Source organism: Paraburkholderia sp. GAS82, from assembly GCF_050436285.1.
In the GTDB taxonomy this organism is placed as follows: domain Bacteria; phylum Pseudomonadota; class Gammaproteobacteria; order Burkholderiales; family Burkholderiaceae; genus Paraburkholderia; species Paraburkholderia phenazinium_B.
In genome coordinates, this window is record NZ_JBNDLX010000005.1 from 186,393 (window position 1) to 202,004 (window position 15,612).

The 15,612-nt window shown below is 62.8% G+C and carries 11 protein-coding genes; 3 read left to right on the forward strand and 8 right to left on the reverse strand.

Annotated elements, in window-relative coordinates; all coding sequences use genetic code 11:
• The first annotated feature begins 174 nt into the window (after positions 1-174).
• Positions 175-1,179 (forward strand): LysR family transcriptional regulator, encoded by a 1,005-nt coding sequence (locus tag P3T17_RS17270; RefSeq protein WP_074269033.1) that lies wholly within the window; start codon positions 175-177, stop codon positions 1,177-1,179.
• Positions 1,180-1,597: 418 nt separating this feature from the next.
• Entirely contained in the window at positions 1,598-2,578 is a 981-nt protein-coding gene (locus P3T17_RS17275; RefSeq protein WP_429408111.1) for an aldo/keto reductase, read from the forward strand.
• A 98-nt stretch (positions 2,579-2,676) separates the two neighbouring features.
• Here P3T17_RS17275 and P3T17_RS17280 read toward each other — a convergent pair whose 3' ends face one another.
• The 5 genes from P3T17_RS17280 to P3T17_RS17300 all read right to left on the reverse strand — a co-directional run bounded on the left by P3T17_RS17280 (position 2,677) and on the right by P3T17_RS17300 (position 11,575).
• On the reverse strand, positions 2,677-3,591 hold the full coding sequence (locus P3T17_RS17280; protein ID WP_074269035.1) for a cation diffusion facilitator family transporter: 915 nt from the start codon (positions 3,589-3,591) through the stop codon (positions 2,677-2,679).
• Between the two features lie 7 nt (positions 3,592-3,598).
• Entirely contained in the window at positions 3,599-4,663 is a 1,065-nt protein-coding gene (gene selD / locus P3T17_RS17285) for a selenide, water dikinase SelD (protein ID WP_429408113.1), read from the reverse strand.
• A gap of 116 nt (positions 4,664-4,779) precedes the next feature.
• Positions 4,780-9,615, reverse strand: coding sequence for an NAD-glutamate dehydrogenase (locus P3T17_RS17290; protein WP_429408114.1), 4,836 nt, complete (start codon positions 9,613-9,615; stop codon positions 4,780-4,782).
• 146 nt (positions 9,616-9,761) lie between these two features.
• Positions 9,762-10,307: a DUF3455 domain-containing protein gene (locus P3T17_RS17295; protein WP_429408116.1), complete on the reverse strand. Its 546-nt coding sequence runs from the start codon at positions 10,305-10,307 to the stop codon at positions 9,762-9,764.
• 275 nt (positions 10,308-10,582) lie between these two features.
• Positions 10,583-11,575 carry an alpha/beta fold hydrolase gene (locus P3T17_RS17300; RefSeq protein ID WP_429408119.1) on the reverse strand — a complete coding sequence of 331 codons (993 nt, stop codon included), beginning with the start codon at positions 11,573-11,575 and terminating at the stop codon, positions 10,583-10,585.
• Between the two features lie 260 nt (positions 11,576-11,835).
• On the opposite strand from P3T17_RS17300, the gene P3T17_RS17305 reads away from it, so the two are divergent.
• Positions 11,836-12,885, forward strand: coding sequence for an NADP-dependent oxidoreductase (locus P3T17_RS17305; protein WP_429408121.1), 1,050 nt, complete (start codon positions 11,836-11,838; stop codon positions 12,883-12,885).
• Positions 12,886-12,960: 75 nt separating this feature from the next.
• Here the strand turns inward: P3T17_RS17305 and P3T17_RS17310 are convergent, their stop codons facing one another.
• The 3 genes from P3T17_RS17310 to P3T17_RS17320 all read right to left on the reverse strand — a co-directional run bounded on the left by P3T17_RS17310 (position 12,961) and on the right by P3T17_RS17320 (position 15,464).
• Positions 12,961-13,737 carry an alpha/beta fold hydrolase gene (locus P3T17_RS17310; RefSeq protein ID WP_429408123.1) on the reverse strand — a complete coding sequence of 259 codons (777 nt, stop codon included), beginning with the start codon at positions 13,735-13,737 and terminating at the stop codon, positions 12,961-12,963.
• Entirely contained in the window at positions 13,734-14,768 is a 1,035-nt protein-coding gene (locus tag P3T17_RS17315) for a M14 family zinc carboxypeptidase (RefSeq protein WP_074269040.1), read from the reverse strand. Before P3T17_RS17315 ends, P3T17_RS17310 begins: the two co-directional genes overlap by 4 nt.
• 99 nt (positions 14,769-14,867) lie before the next feature.
• Positions 14,868-15,464 carry a TetR family transcriptional regulator gene (locus P3T17_RS17320; protein ID WP_429285941.1) on the reverse strand — a complete coding sequence of 199 codons (597 nt, stop codon included), beginning with the start codon at positions 15,462-15,464 and terminating at the stop codon, positions 14,868-14,870.
• Between the last annotated feature and the right edge of the window lie 148 nt (positions 15,465-15,612).

A 15,612-nucleotide genomic window follows, 5' to 3' on the forward strand; every position in this document is an offset into this window, starting at 1 on the left:
TAGAACTGGAATGGTGCGAATTGTGGGTTCGGCAGACTTCTAAATAAATGCCTATAATCCGGCAACACAATTCGGTACGCCCAAACAATCGAATTCGGCGCCCGGCGAAACCGGGCTAATCCGTGCCTATTCGATTGGCGCTGCGCGCCGCCAGCCCCTTCTTGGAGGTTAGCCATGGACCGTCTCCAGGCCATGCAAGTGTTCACCCGTGTCGTCGACACCAACAGTTTCACGCGTGCCGCGGAGACGCTCGACCTGCCGCGCGCCTCGGTCACCACCATCATCCAGAATCTGGAATCGTTTCTCGGCACACGGCTCATGCACCGCACGACGCGGCGCCTGTCGCTCACGCCGGACGGCGCGGCGTACTACGAGCGCTGCGTGCGAATTCTCGCGGACGTCGAAGAAACCGAAACCAGTTTCCAGAGCGGCAACAAGAAGCCGCACGGTAAGCTGCGCATCGACATGCCGGGCTCGATCGGCCGGCTGCTGGTGATCCCTTCCCTGTGTGAATTCCACACTCGCTACCCGGATATCGACCTGCAACTCGGCCTGACCGACCGCCCGGTCGATCTGCTGCAAGAAGGCGTGGATTGCGTGGTGCGGGTCGGTGCGCTGCAGGATTCGTCGCTGGTGGCGCGCCGGATCGGCATCTTCGAAGGCGTGACGTGTGCCGCGCCGGAATATCTGCAGAAGTACGGCACGCCGCTTACGCTCGACGATCTCGAGTCGCATAGTGCGGTGAATTATTTTTCGAGCCGCACTGGCCGCGTGATCGACTGGGCCTTCAAGGTCGACGGCAAGGAAGTCGAAGTAAAAATGAAGGGCACGGTGTCGGTCAACGACGCGGATGCCTACGTCACCTGCGGTCTCGAGGGCTTTGGGCTGATTCAGCCGGCGCTTTTCATGGTGCTGCCGCATCTGCAGTCGGGCCAGCTGGTCGAAGTGCTGCCCGAGATCAAGCCGATGCCCATGCCGATTTCCGCGGTCTATCCGCACAGCCGGCATCTGTCGCCGAAAGTGCGCGTGTTTGTCGACTGGATTGCGGAGCTATTCGACCGCTGCCCGTTGCTGAGCGGCCGCGGCAGTCTCGACACGCCTTGCTCGAAGCGCACCATCGAGGAGCGCGAGTCCGCGCCTACGCTCGATACGCCGGTAATCACGGAGTGGGTGGCCTGATCCGCCCCGCAATACAGATGACGACAATCGCGGCCTCCACACTGCGATTGCCGCCATTGTTCTGAATTCACAACAATTCATTTCGCCGATCCGCCGTTTATCCGCGCGTCGCGAAAGCCTACAGTTCACCCTGTCGCAGCGCCATCGTGCGCCGCAAACGAATCGACAGGAGTGAATCATGAATCCATCCGAACTCGACCATTGGGACAGCGATACGCCAGTCTGGACGCCGTTCCGCTCGACGCAGCACTGAGGGCCGGTCACCCGCGTTTAGCTCTTGCGTGCCTGTGGCACTGCAGTGTTGGCGATTTTCAAATATGCTTAAAAGAGGCATGCGACCGCATCATGCATGCGGTCGCGCCGCTTGTTGCATTTGAAAGTCCGTACAACACATCGGCATTACACACAGGAGCGTGACATGGAGTATGTGAAACTGGGCCGCACAGGCCTCGATGTCTCTCGACTTTGCCTCGGTTGCATGAGCTACGGTGTATCGGACCGGGGCAACCATGAGTGGACACTCGGCGAGAGCGATTCGCGCCCGTTCATCAAGCAGGCGCTGGACCACGGCATCAACTTCTTCGATACGGCCAACGTCTATTCCGACGGCACCAGCGAAGAGATTGTCGGCCGCGCGCTGAAGGACATGGCCAGGCGCGACGAGATCGTGCTCGCCACCAAGGTTCACGGCCGCATGCATGCCGGCGCAAACGGCATGGGCCTGTCGCGCAAGGCGATCATGGCTGAAATCGATGCGAGCCTGCGGCGTCTCGGCACGGACTATGTGGACCTGTATCAGATCCACCGCTGGGACTACACCACGCCGATCGAAGAAACCATGGAAGCGCTGCACGACGTCGTGAAAGCGGGCAAGGCACGCTATATCGGTGCGTCGTCGATGTATGCGTGGCAGTTCTCGAAGGCACTGCACGTTGCAGAAAAACACGGCTGGACCCGCTTCGTGACGATGCAGAATTACGTGAACCTGCTGTATCGCGAGGAAGAGCGCGAGATGCTGCCGCTCTGCGCCAGCGAAGGAATCGGCGTGATTCCGTGGAGCCCGCTTGCCCGTGGACGTCTGACGCGTGACTGGAACACCAGCAGCGCGCGCTCGGAGACCGACGAATTCGGCCGTACGCTGTATGCGAAGACGGAAGACGCGGACCGCCGCATCGTCGAACGGGTTGGGGAGATCGCGGCAGCCCGCGGTGTACCTCGTGCGCAGGTTGCATTGGCATGGGTTCTGCAAAAGAGCGTGATCAGTGCGCCGATTGTGGGCGCGACCAAAGCGCATCACCTTGACGATGCGGTTGCGGCGCTTTCGCTCAAACTGAGTGCGGAAGAGATCAAGCAGCTCGAAGAGCTGTACGTGCCACACGAAGTGACCGGTTTCAAGTAAGCCACGGCACGGCATTGCACGCGGCGCCGTGCCGCGTGCGTGCTCGCTTCGCGCTTAGCCTGGATGGGGCTGATCGTGTCTGGCAGGATAACTGACGATCAGCCCCGTTGATCGCGCGGCACGTCCGGCTCGAAAAACACCCAGCGCACCTGCGGAAACGTTTCCTGCAGATCGGCTTCGATCACATTGATCGCGTCGACCATCGCGCGGCCGCTCGGATACGCAATCATCTCGGCCTGCACCGCGACCACGACTTCGCGGCCCCATTGGAGGGTAATCAGATTGATGATGCCGCGAATCTCGGGCCGCGCCCGCAGATGAGCTTCGATGGCACGCCGCACTTCCGGGCTCGCCGACTCGCCGACGATCATCGATTTCACTTCGCGCGCCACGAGCCACGCGATCACCATCAGCAATACACCAACGCCGATTGAGCCAAATGCGTCGAAGGCCGGATTGCCGGTGATCATCGTCAGCAGAACGGCCACGAATGCAATCGCAAGGCCCATTAGCGCCGCAATATCCTCGCCGGCTACGACCAGCAGATCCGATTCGCGCGTTTCGCGAAACCAGCGCCACATGGATTTGTCGGGATGCGTCTTGCGGATCTCCCTGACCGCGCCCGCAAGCGACAACGATTCGAGTACGACCGAGACACCCAGTACAGCCAGCGCCAGGTAAGCGTGCGACAACGGTTCGCGCTCAAACAGCCGGTGCACGCCCTCGTAGACGGAAAACGCGCCGCCGACAAAGAACAGCAGCAAGGCCACCAGCAGCGAGTAAAAATTGATTTCGCGCCCGGCGCCCATCGGATGCAATGGACTGGGCGGCTTGCGCGCCTCACGCAGACCGAACAGCAGCAGAAGCTGATTGCCGCAGTCGGCGCTCGAGTGAATGGCCTCGGCGAACATCGAGCCGGACTGCGTGAAGATCGCAGCGGCGAACTTGAAAACGGCAATCCCGATGTTCGCGGCGAGGGCGTAAAAAATGGCTTTCGGCGATTCTTCTTTCATCGTTCGATCACGCCACCTCGACGCGCGGCGTGCCGTCGCGCATCTCACCAATCACTACCGCGCGATCGAAGCCGTCGGCGCGGAAAATCGCCAGCACGTCATCGACGCTTTCCGGCGTGCAGGAGACCAGCAGACCACCTGAGGTTTGCGGATCGGTGAGCAACGCGCGAGCGCGCTCTGGCAGTCCCGCGCTTAAACCGACGCTCTCGCCATACGAAGCCCAGTTGCGCCCCGACGCGCCGGTAATCACGCCCGCATCCGCGAACGCTTCGACACCGGTGAGCCACGGCAGGTCTGCATAGCGCAGATGGGCGCTCAGCCCGGCTCCGCGCGCCAGCTCCAACGTATGTCCAAGCAGGCCGAAGCCCGTGACGTCGGTCAGTGCATGCACGCCCGGCAATGCAGCGAGATCGGTCCCGGGGCGGTTCAGCTTGGTGGTGTTCGCAATCATCTCGCGGTAGCCTGCGTCGTCGAGCTGGCTTTTTTTCAGTGCCGCGGACAACACACCCACGCCGAGCGGCTTGCCGAGCACCAGCACGTCGCCGGCGCGAGCCCCCGCGTTGCGCTTGACGCGCTGCGGATGGATCACGCCCAGCGCGGCGAGACCGTAGATCGGCTCGACGGAATCGATCGAATGACCCCCAGCCACCGGAATGCCTGCCTGCGTGCAGACATCTTCGCCGCCGCGCAGCACCGCCGCGATCACGTCGTGTGGTAACACGTTGATCGGCATGCCGACCAGCGCGAGCGCGAGAATCGGCTTGCCGCCCATTGCATATACGTCGGAGAGTGCATTGGTCGCCGCAATGCGGCCGAAATCGTACGGATCGTCGACAATCGGCATGAAGAAATCGGTGGTGGCGATGATCGCCTGCTCATCGTTCAGGCGGTACACGGCGGCATCGTCGGCGGTCTCGGTGCCGACCAGCAGGTCGGGAAACGCCGGTAGCGGCACACTGCGCTTGAGCAGATCGGCCAGCACGCCCGGCGCAATCTTGCAGCCGCAGCCGCCGCCATGCGAAAGGCTCGTGAGGCGCGGCACAGCGGGATTCGATGCTACGTGATCGGTCATGGCGGGTTCAAGGCGGAATGGCAAGAGTCGCTATTATGGGCAATCAGGGTGTCATGCGTCCAACTCCCCTCTACGAGCCCCTCGCCGCCGCCTTACCTCGCCGTTGCCGGCCACCTTCAGGTCCGCTCCAACAGCGCCATTTCCCGCACGATCACAAGCAGCACCGAGAGGCTCGAACCGCCCGATGCGCGCAGGTCGGCGACCAGTCGCGCATAACGCTCGAGCGGCGCCGCACGTTGAGCTTGCCATCGTTCGACCAGCTCGTCCGGCGTCGACGATTCCGTGGCGCCCGCCAGCGCGCTCGTCGTCAGGGCACGCTTGAGGCGAGCCAGTTCGGCGAGCGCAGCGGCGCGCGCGAGCATGTCCCAATGCGTCGGCGCAGGCAGCGCGTTGGCGCGTTCGGCGATCCAGCCATAGTTGAGCTGCGTGCCGAGCGCGAAATACACGCCTGCCACGAGTTCAAGATTCTTGCCGCAGGTGGCGGCCACCTCGGCAATGTCGAGCAAGGCCGCGGAGATTTCGCCGCTCGCCACCCGCACCGCCAGTTCGCTGTCGACGCCGGCGTCCACCAGAATCCGCTGCCGTTCCATCAGCGCTTCCAGATCGGCGGCGGGCAGCAATGCAGGCCATTGCGACGCGAGCCGCTGCGCGGCATCGCGGCAACGCGCCAGCAGATCGGTCACGTCGACGACGGCGCCCGATTGCAGTTGCCGCAAGAACCACAGCGCGGTTCGCTCCACGAGTCGCGATACCTCGACGAACATGCGCGCCTGGACATCGTCGGCCACGCGGTTATCGAGCGCATCGATGCTGTGCCACACGTCGTCCAGATCGAAGACGTCGCGCGCCATGATGCAGGCCCGCACGATCTCGCCCGGCTGCGCGTCAGTCTCTTCCATAAGCCGGTGCACGAATTCACAGCCCACGCGGTTGACAAGCGCGTTGGTCAGATACGTGGCGAGAATCTCGCGCCGCAACGGATGGCGCTGTATCGGCTCCCTGAAGCGGTGGCGCAACGGTTTCGGAAAATAGTCGATCAGCATGCTGCTGACCAACGGATCTTCCGGCATATCGGATTCAAGCAGCGCGTCGTACAGCCACATCTTGCTGTAGGCAAGCAGGACCGCGCGCTCCGGTGAGGTGAGGCCTTGCTTGGCCGCCTGGCGCTCGGCGATTTCCTCGTCGGTCGGCAAGAACTCGATCACGCGATTCAAACGCCCCGCCCGTTCGAGCCAGCGCATGAAACGTGTTTCGGCGTCGAACAGTTCGATACTGTAGCGGCCCGCGATCGACAACGCCTGGGTCTGATAGTAGTTGTCCTGCAGGACCAGAAGTCCGACTTCGTCGGTCATGTCGGCAAGCTGCGCGTTACGCTGCTTTTCGGTCATCTCGCCATCTTTCACGACGAGGCCGAGCAGAATCTTGATGTTGACTTCGTGATCCGAACAATCCACGCCGGCCGAATTGTCGATTGCGTCGGTGTTGATGCGGCCACCGCGCAATGCGAACTCGATCCGCCCGAGGTGCGTGAGTCCCAGGTTACCGCCCTCCGCCACCACCTTGCAGCGCAGATCCGCGCCGTTCACGCGCAACGCGTCGTTGGTGCGGTCGCCGACCTGCGCATGGGTCTCGCGGCTCGCCTTCACGTAGGTGCCGACGCCGCCGTTATAGAGCAGATCCACCGGCGCCTGCAGAATCGCGCGGATCAGTTCGTTCGGCGGCAGCGCGGCGGCATTGATGCCAAGTATGGCCTGCATCGCAGCCGATACCGGAACGGTCTTGGCCGTACGCGGAAATACGCCACCGCCGGCCGAGATCAGCGTCGGATCGTAGTCGGCCCAGCTTGAGCGCTCGAGGATAAAGAGGCGCCCACGCTCGGCCAGACTGGCGCCCGGATCGGGGTTCGGGTCGAGAAAGATATGGCGATGGTCGAACGCGGCCACGAGCTTGATATGCGGCGACAGCAGCATGCCGTTGCCGAACACATCGCCGGACATATCGCCGATGCCCACCACCGTAAAGTCCATCGTCTGGGTGTCGACGCCCATCTCACGGAAATGCCGCTTCACCGATTCCCAGGCGCCGCGCGCGGTGATTGCCATCTTCTTGTGGTCGTAACCGACCGAGCCGCCCGAAGCAAACGCGTCGTCGAGCCAGAATCCGTACTCCTGAGAAATTGCGTTCGCATAGTCGGAGAACGTGGCCGTGCCCTTGTCCGCGGCCACCACCAGATACGGGTCGTCGCCATCGTGCCGCACCACGTCGGGCGGCGGCACGATATCGGTGCCGGCCAGGTTATCGGTCAGATCCAGCAGGCCGCGCAGGAAGGTCTGGTAGCAGGCGATGCCTTCGCGCATCCACGCTTCGCGGTCGCCGGGCGGCGGCGGGTTCTTCACGACGAAGCCACCCTTCGAGCCCACCGGCACGATCACCACGTTCTTCACCATTTGCGCTTTCATCAGGCCGAGGACTTCCGTGCGGAAGTCCTCGCGCCGGTCGGACCAGCGCAGGCCACCGCGCGCGGCTCGCCCACCCCTCAAGTGCACGCCTTCGACGCGCGGCGCGTACACCCAGATCTCGAACATCGGCTTGGGCTCAGGCAAGCCTGGCACATGCGCCGGGTTGAACTTGAACGACAGATAGGGCCTGGGGCGCCCCTGCTCGTCGAGCCGGTAGTAATTCGTGCGCTGGGTGGCCTTGATTACGCCGAGAAACTGCCGCAGGATGCGATCCTCGTCGAGATTCGGCACCTGATCGAGCGCGCTATCGATCCACTTGAGCAGCAATTCCACACGCTGCTCGCGCGTGTCGCCCAGCGACGGGTCGAAGCGCGCCACGAACAGTTCGACGAGCTTGCGGGCAATCGTGGGATTGCCGGTCAGTGCGCGTTCGATGTAGGCATCGCTGAAGGTCGAACCGACCTGCCGCAGATACTTCGCATAGGCACGCAAGATCGTCACTTCACGCGCCGCCAGTTGCGCACGCAGCACGAGCCGGTTGAAGTCGTCGCTTTCGATCTCGCCGGTCCAGACCTGCTGGAACGCATCCTCAAAGAGGTTTTTCACACGCTCGATATCGAATTCGGCGTCGTCCGCGAGTTCGAGGCCGAAGTCATGAACCCATGCGGGCGTCGCGTTCAGCGCTTCAATCAGATAGGGACGCTCTTCATCGACTCGCACGCCGAGATGCTCGAGCATCGGCAGACTGCGTGACAAGGCGATCGGATGCCCCGCCCGGTACACCTTGAAACGAAACGCACGCGGGCCGGATTCGATCGGCCGATACAGGTTCATGGCAATGCGCTCGCTGCCCTGAAGCCGCTCGATCAGTTCGATATCGCGCACCGCCGTGCGGGCCGGATAGTCGTCGCGGTAACCAGCCGGAAACGAATCGGCGTAGTGCTGCAACAGACGGTTGCCCTGTTCTTCGCCAAACGCATCGATCAGCGCATCGGCCAGATCGTCCTGCCAGCGGCGCGTCACCTGCACGAGCCGTGCTTCGAGTTCGCGGGTGTCCACATCCGGCATCGCGCCAGGCTCGGCATGCACGACGAAGTGAATCCGCGCGAGAGTCGACTCCGAAAGCAAGGGGGTGAACTCGACGCTGGCGCCGTTGAATGCCTCCATAAGCAGGTTGGCAATGCGGCGCCGCAAGTCGGTGTTGTACTTGTCGCGCGGCACAAAGACGAGGCACGACACGAAGCGATCGAACCGGTCGCGCCGTACGAACAGGCGGGTGCGCTGATGCTCCTGCAAACGCAGCACGCCGAGCGCGATGTCGTAGAGCTGGTCTTCTTCGGCCTGGAACAGTTCGTCGCGCGGATAGGTTTCCAGCACCGTCACCAGCGACTTCGCGAGGTGCCCCTTCGGCAAAAAGCCGGCGCGACGCACGATATTGGCGCATTTACGGCGCACGATAGGTATTTCGGACGCCGATACGATATACGCCGTCGACGTATACAGCCCGATAAAACGGCGCTCGCCGATGATCTTGCCATCCGCGCCGGTCAGCTTGATACCCACGTAATCGAGGTATCCGGGCCGATGCACAGTGGCGCGCGAATTCGCTTTGGTCAAAAAGATCGGCGAAGGACCCGTGATGATCTGTGCGGCGGCGGCCGGCAACGGCGTGACATCGGCGGCGCCCACCGGCCGCAGCGCATCGCGCAGAATGCCAAGGCCCGAATCCGGCAGTGGACGCAGGCCAAAGCCCACGTCATGCGAAACCAGTTCATAGTCGCGCTGCCCGAGAAACGTGAAGTGGTCGTCCACCATCCACTCAAGGAAGGCACGCGCTTCCGCGCCTTCGACGCCGGTGTCGCGCAACTTCATGTCCTTGATGGTGCCGCGCGCAATTGCAACGATCTTCGGCCAGTCTTCCACTGCCGCACGCACGTCGCCCAAGACCTTGGCAATATCGTCCCTGAGCGAGTCGAGCTTGGCGGCGTCGCCGCAACGATCTACTTCGAAGTGGATGAAGGACGCGAGTTGCGACTGCGTGTCGGCCGCATCTTCCGCACCCTGGCCGACGCGCACGATACTGCCGTCGGCGCCGCGCCAGATGCGGAACACCGGGTGCACGACCGAATGCAAGGCAAGCCCGAGCCGGTTGACCGCCATCGACACCGAATCGACAAGGAACGGCATGTCGTCATTGACGATCTCGATGACGGTGTGATCGGAATGCCAGCCGTGCTGTTCGAGAATCGGGTTATAGACGCGCAATCGTTCGCTGCCGGGAACGAAGCGCTGGGCGGTTTGCCAATGCGCGAGTGCCGCGCCGTAGAGGTCGGCGATTGCGCGACTTTGCAGATCGTCGGCGTCGACGAAATCGTAGTAGTGCCGCAGAAAGGGTTCGACGATTGCGAATGTCGGTTCGGGCAATCGCCCGCGTGCGAATTCGATGACGTCGTTCAGCAGGTGCGCAACGGATTCTTCGTTCTTCGCTTGCATGATCTCCTCCACAGCGGGCGGCAATCGACTGCATCGTGATACGAATTATGCGCCAGATAGTTGAAAGTCAATGTGCATCCGCACATCGACTTTCAGATGAACGCTTACTAAGGTGTCGCCCCAGGTGGCAAACCGATTGCGAGGTCTCAGCCGAGAAACACGTATTCGGCTATATATGGACTGCGCCCTTCCTGTCCTTCCTGCGTGCAGGGTCCGCTTGGCGCGACACCGCCATGCGTGTCGAGACGTTGCACGTAGCGCACCGTAGAAAGCAGGCCAGGGCCACCGGCATTAGTCGCCCGCAGCAGCAGAAGAGGGATGCTGCCGGCCTGATCGGTATTCAGCGCTTGCTGGAGTACCGCGCCGGTGATCCTGCTGCCGTCCGCTGCAGCCCATGAGGGGCCCGCGCTATGCGTGACGATCAGTGTGCCCGATGCGTCGTACAGCTCGGCGCTCGGCGCCTTGAACGCCCAGGACAGATTGTTGCTGGCGTCGCGCTTGCACGTGTAGATCTGCGTGCCGCTCGCCTTGAGTGCTGCGACGACATGGGTCGCTTCGCCCGGGGTCAGGGAAGCAGGAATGGTGGCCTGGGCGAACGCTGCGCTCAGGCAGACGGCGTTGCAGGCGAGCGCCAGCGAAGCGGTTGTAAAGACACGCGCCAGGGAACGGCGCGAGACGATTCGTGAAAACATGCAGTGATCTCCTTGTGAGCCCAGTAAGCCCGGTCAGGCTGGGCGAAGCTATTCCTCAGACAGATTAGCATGGCCGCCCAAAGCGCGAGCACACCTGATATGTCGACAAAAGCATACTGGCTTACCGGACGCACGGAGCGGCAAATACAGGTCAAGTACAAGGAAGATCGTTGAGTCTACGCGCGCCGTCGCCTCGAACTGCGCTCATACCTCTGGTTGTGCCGTAAGGGTTGCGGGCCGAAGCTCGAAGCCGCTCAGTCCTGCGGGCAGGTCCATCAGTCCGCCTGGGATTGCCCTGCCCGCTCTGCCGCGAGAAATTCCAGTATCGCCTCACTCACCTGCGCCGGCCGTTCCTGCTGGATCCAGTGGCCTGCGCCCGGGATTACGAGCTTCTTCCGAAGACGGGGGACGTTGAGTTCCAGTTGTTCGAAATCTTTCGCAGCCATCTTCAGCACGCCATCAAGCTCCCCTGCGATGAACAACGTAGGCTGCGAGACTCGCGCGCCGTCGAGAAACCCGGTCAGCTCCCAGTTCCGGTCGATGTTGCGATACCAGTTGATCGGCCCGCGAAAACCGCTGCGCTCGAACTCCGCCACGAAGAATTTCAGCGCCGCTTCGGGCAGCCACGACGGCAGCTCATCGGGCAGCGTCAGATTGTCGACTAGCCGCGTGGTCTTGTCGAAGGCCGCGAAATTGACCGACGGCGCTGCCCTGACGCCATCTCCGGATGCCGTATAGAGAATGCCGAGCAACGCGCGGCCAATGTCTTCCTCGAGTTCCCGCTCGATGCGCCCCGGCTGTTGAAAGTACTCCTGATAGAAGTGGCGCTCCTGCGTGATCTGCTGGAAGTGCAACGCCGGACGCCTGGCCCGCCGCGGCATATACGGCACGCTCAGCAGCCCGAGCGTGTGGAACCGGTCGGGACGCAGCAACGCCGCGTAGGCGGCGACGGCCGCGCCCCAGTCGTGCCCGATCAGCACGGCCGGCTCGTCGCCGAGTGCGTTGACGAGACCGACGAGATCGCCGGCCAGATGCAGGATGTCGTACGCTTCGACCGCTTCGGGCGCCTCGGTCTGCCCGTAGCCGCGCTGATCCGGCGCCACCACGCGGTAGCCGGCGGAAGCGAGCGCATCGATCTGCCAGCGCCACGAGTACCACGACTCCGGCCAGCCGTGACAGAGCAGCACCAGCGGACCCTCGCCTTTTTCGACGTAGTGCATCCTGATACCGTTGACATGGGCGAATCGCTGCTGCAGACCCTCGATCATCGGGTAGACCTCATTGAAGCCGGATTGCGGCCAGGTGAAGATAGCAGGTCGCCGGCTGCAAGACCCCGGTCACCTGTCCACCCCGGTATGATGCGTATGATTGAAAATTGGCTACCGACCTTAGCAACGGACCTCCCGGCTGTGAACCGGGGATTTACCCGGGCCGTCCAGAAATCACCCAGCCGGTGGCCGAATCGCCCCTTTCCCCACGCGAGCGCAGGTGGAAAATAGCCGGCACCCGGCGATCACAAGGAATCAATATGAGCACCGTCAACCACCAGATCCGTCTCGCCTCGCGACCGGCCGGCCTGCCGACAGCGGAGAACTGGCGCTTCACCGAAGAGGCCGTGCCCGCTGACAGCGAACTGGCCGACGGCGAGCTGCTCGTCAAAACACTCGCACTGTCGCTCGATCCGGCGATGCGCGGCTGGATGAACGAGGGCAAGAGCTACATCGCGCCGGTCGGCATCGGCGAAGTGATGCGTGCCGGCGGTATCGGCACCGTCGTCGTATCGAAACATCCGGCGTACGCAGCAGGCGACCAGGTGAGCGCGGTGCTCGGCGTGCAGGAATTCGCGCGCATCGACGGCGCGCACGCGCAACGCTTCGGCCTTTTCAAAATCGATCCGCGGCTCGGTTCCCCCACGCAGTGGTTGAACGTGCTCGGCATGCCCGGGATGACTGCATATTTCGGACTGCTCGATGTCGGCGAGCCGAAGGCGGGCCAAACCGTCGTCGTCTCCGGCGCGGCCGGCGCAGTCGGGCAAACGGTCGGCCAGCTCGCGAAAATCAAGGGCTGCCGGGTGGTGGGCATCGCCGGTGGCGCGGCCAAATGCGAATGGGTCGTGCGCGAACTCGGCTTCGATGCGTGCATCGACTACAAGGCGTCTTCGTCCTCGGTGCGCGACGGGCTGAAGCAGCATTGCCCGGACGGCGTGCACGTCTATTTCGACAACGTGGGCGGCGACATTCTCGACACCGTGCTGACACGGCTGGCACGCGGTGCGCGCATTATCATCTGCGGCGCCATCAGCCAGTACAACAATCCGGGCAGCACGCCCGCCGCCGGACCGAAGAACTACCTGTCGCTACTGGTTAACCGGGCGCGTATGGAGGGGATCGTCGTGTTCGACTATGCATCCCGCTATCCGGAGGCCATCGCCGAACTGGCGGGCTACCTGGCTGACGGCCGCATGCAGTCGAAGGAGGACGTCATGACAGGCGGTGTCGCCGCGTTCCCCGAAGCGCTGCTGAAGCTCTTCTCAGGGGAAAATTTCGGCAAGCTGGTATTGAACGTGGCTGACCGGTAACGCTAGCGCGTAGAGGCCGCAGCGCGGCAAACAAGCGGCATGGCGCTTTCATCTTCGCCATGCCGCCTGCCGTCTTCAGAATCTTTTCCCCGTCGCGTCCACGATCTCCGGCAACCAGGCGCCGACCGTCTCGCTGGTCCACACCGGATCGTCGTGCGGCAGATCGTGGCCCGCCCACGGATGCTGGATATGCGCCGCACCCCACGCCGCCGCCAGCTTCGCCGAACACACCGGATTCACCAGCCGGTCCTGCGCCGACGACAGGATCAGGGTCGCGCAGCGCGGCACCGCATCGCCGGCGCTGAAGCGGGCCGCGGCCCATAACTGGCGCAGCGCATTGCCCCGGCTCACCGGCGCGCTCTCGCGGATCGCGGCCCACGCGGCAAGATCGTCCGCCAGCGCCTGCGAATCGTTGCATGTCAGCCGATGGATAATCGCCTCGGCCTCACGGGCGTCGCGCCATCCGGCCGCGACGCGCAGCAAACGAGGCCACGCCTGGGGGCGCAGACGCTCGGTCATGCTGCTAAAAGGCCGCATGCTCGTGTTGACCAGCACGAGCCGGTCGATCTCCTCAGGATAGTGCTGCGCCCATGCCGTCGCCACCATCCCGCCCAGCGACATCGCCAGCACGCGGTACGGACCGGGTACGCTGCTTTGCGATACCGCCTGCCGCACGAACTCAATCATCGAGGGCACCTGGGCCGGCGCACGTAGATCGACAAGTGCGCCGTTGCCCGGCAGATCGAGCTGCAGCAAGCTGTCGGTCTTGACGGCGTCACGCAGGATGGCCGGAAAGCGGCCCCAGTGACGCGTCTCACGCGTGAGTCCACGCAGCAGGATCCACGTACTCATTCACCCGCCGTCCGATACCAATGCTGAATCGCATTGTGCAGAAGCTGCTGACGCCCGTTGCCCTGCGGCAGCCAGCGATGCCACGCAAAGGCGGCGCGGGTCAGGAAGTCCAGCAGGTTCGCGTGACGCCGCAGGACACGCGCGGTGCGATGCGCCTTCACCGGATTGAACATGCCTTGCCGCGAAAAAAGTTGACGCGGATTCTTCTTGATCCACAGCCATGAGCCGAGTTCGAGCGTCATTGGCAGAAATACGCTCTCTGACGGCGCGCGGTCGTAGGCGTAGTCCCATAGATCGCCGTGCAGCAGATATTGATGGCTCTGCGGCTCGAACGCGTAGCCGTGATGCGGATGGGCACGCTCGAACATCGTCTTGAGCGCGTACATTTCCGGCAGATGCGGCATCAGTTTGCGGGTACGCGCATACGGAAACCAGATGCTGTCGCGCCAGCCGTAACCCGAATGACAATCGAGCGCGAAGCTAAGCGGACGCGAGGTCAGTTCGCTGTCGACCAGTTTGAGCAGCGCGGCGGCTTCGACTTCCATGGGTGCCCCGCGACGTCCGCGATACCAGGGCAACCAGGCACCGAGACGCTGGCCGCCCGCGAGCAACGGCACGCGTTCATCGGCATCTTGCGGCGCATTGCGCATCAGGTCGACGCCATTCGGATTGGCGCGCGTGGCTGCCCACATACCGCCCGGATTGCAGATGGGCATAAAGATCAGACGAACCGATTGCAACTGCCGCACCAGCAGTTCGTCCCATTCGAGACGTGAGAGCAGCGAGCGCATGTAGTCGAGTACGAGTTGCGTACCGATGCGCTCTAATCCGTGGATGCCGCCGAAGAATCCGATGGCCGGGGCTTGCGGATCGCTTGAGCCGATGCTTGCGGTCAGGACGGGGAAGGTTCTGCCGTGGACGCGCGCCTCGCAAACCGTGCGGATGTCGAAGCTTGCGCTGCCGGCGTCGAGGATCGTCTTGAGATCCTCGTATTCCGCGAAGCTGTCGGGTAGGAAACTGAGAGCCTGCATGGCGACGCCGGTGTGGTTTGCAAGGTTATTGGAGATGGCATGCGCTTTGTTTCTTTCTTCGTTTTAGCAATATAGCTGAAGGAAGGCTTAGCGCGGGATTCACCTACCGCCCTTCTTCCTCCCCTTAGGCGCCGCCGGCAAACCCTTCCACCGATCCTCGTCCAGCAACCTCTCAAACAACCCATCTCTGGTGGAATCACTCAACGGCGAAAGCCCCAACAACGAATGAAATGCGATCCCGCTAGCAGCAAAATACCGCAACAACGCCAAATCCGGATCACTCGCCTCCGCATGCAGCGTCTTCATTTTCACTTCATCGCTCGTCTTGCTCTCTTCAAGCAAATTCGGACTCTCGATAAGCGCCGCCAGAACCGCACGTGCCACCGAATGCGGCTGCTTCACCGCCGCCCGGTAAATCGCAATCTGCGCCGCCAGCGTCGGTTCGGCCTTGGCCGCGCCCTCGCTCGCCATATAGTCTCGCGCAATCTGCTCGAACTGAAGCCGCTGATGCTCCAGCAATGCGCTGAGCACCCCCTGCTTCGTACGGAACTGATGCAGCAATCCACCTTTGCTGATACCACTTTCGCGTGACAACGAATCGAATGTCAGTCCGCCCACGCCATCACGGCTAAGAATGGTCAGCGCGGCTTCAATCGCTTTCTTGCGGGAAATCTCCGAACGGGTCTGGTTGTCCATTTTCAAATCTGATGGCGTCGCGACGATTCGGCATGCCCCTAAGGTCGCCGCGTCACGAACAGGTCTGGCAAGTAATCCGGTGCAGTAACTCAATCTCAGTGAGCCGTCCCGCGAGGCCCCGCCCAGCAGGCGCTCGTGCGAGCGGTGG

Coding starts and splice junctions, on each gene's coding strand:
- P3T17_RS17310 (WP_429408123.1), bottom strand. CDS start 13,737: ATGAGTACGTGGATCCTGCTGCGTGGACTCACGCGTGAGACGCGTCAC.
- P3T17_RS17275 (WP_429408111.1), top strand. CDS start 1,598: ATGGAGTATGTGAAACTGGGCCGCACAGGCCTCGATGTCTCTCGACTT.
- P3T17_RS17315 (WP_074269040.1), bottom strand. CDS start 14,768: ATGCAGGCTCTCAGTTTCCTACCCGACAGCTTCGCGGAATACGAGGAT.
- P3T17_RS17280 (WP_074269035.1), bottom strand. CDS start 3,591: ATGAAAGAAGAATCGCCGAAAGCCATTTTTTACGCCCTCGCCGCGAAC.
- P3T17_RS17320 (WP_429285941.1), bottom strand. CDS start 15,464: ATGGACAACCAGACCCGTTCGGAGATTTCCCGCAAGAAAGCGATTGAA.
- P3T17_RS17305 (WP_429408121.1), top strand. CDS start 11,836: ATGAGCACCGTCAACCACCAGATCCGTCTCGCCTCGCGACCGGCCGGC.
- P3T17_RS17300 (WP_429408119.1), bottom strand. CDS start 11,575: ATGATCGAGGGTCTGCAGCAGCGATTCGCCCATGTCAACGGTATCAGG.
- P3T17_RS17290 (WP_429408114.1), bottom strand. CDS start 9,615: ATGCAAGCGAAGAACGAAGAATCCGTTGCGCACCTGCTGAACGACGTC.
- P3T17_RS17270 (WP_074269033.1), top strand. CDS start 175: ATGGACCGTCTCCAGGCCATGCAAGTGTTCACCCGTGTCGTCGACACC.
- selD (WP_429408113.1), bottom strand. CDS start 4,663: ATGACCGATCACGTAGCATCGAATCCCGCTGTGCCGCGCCTCACGAGC.
- P3T17_RS17295 (WP_429408116.1), bottom strand. CDS start 10,307: ATGTTTTCACGAATCGTCTCGCGCCGTTCCCTGGCGCGTGTCTTTACA.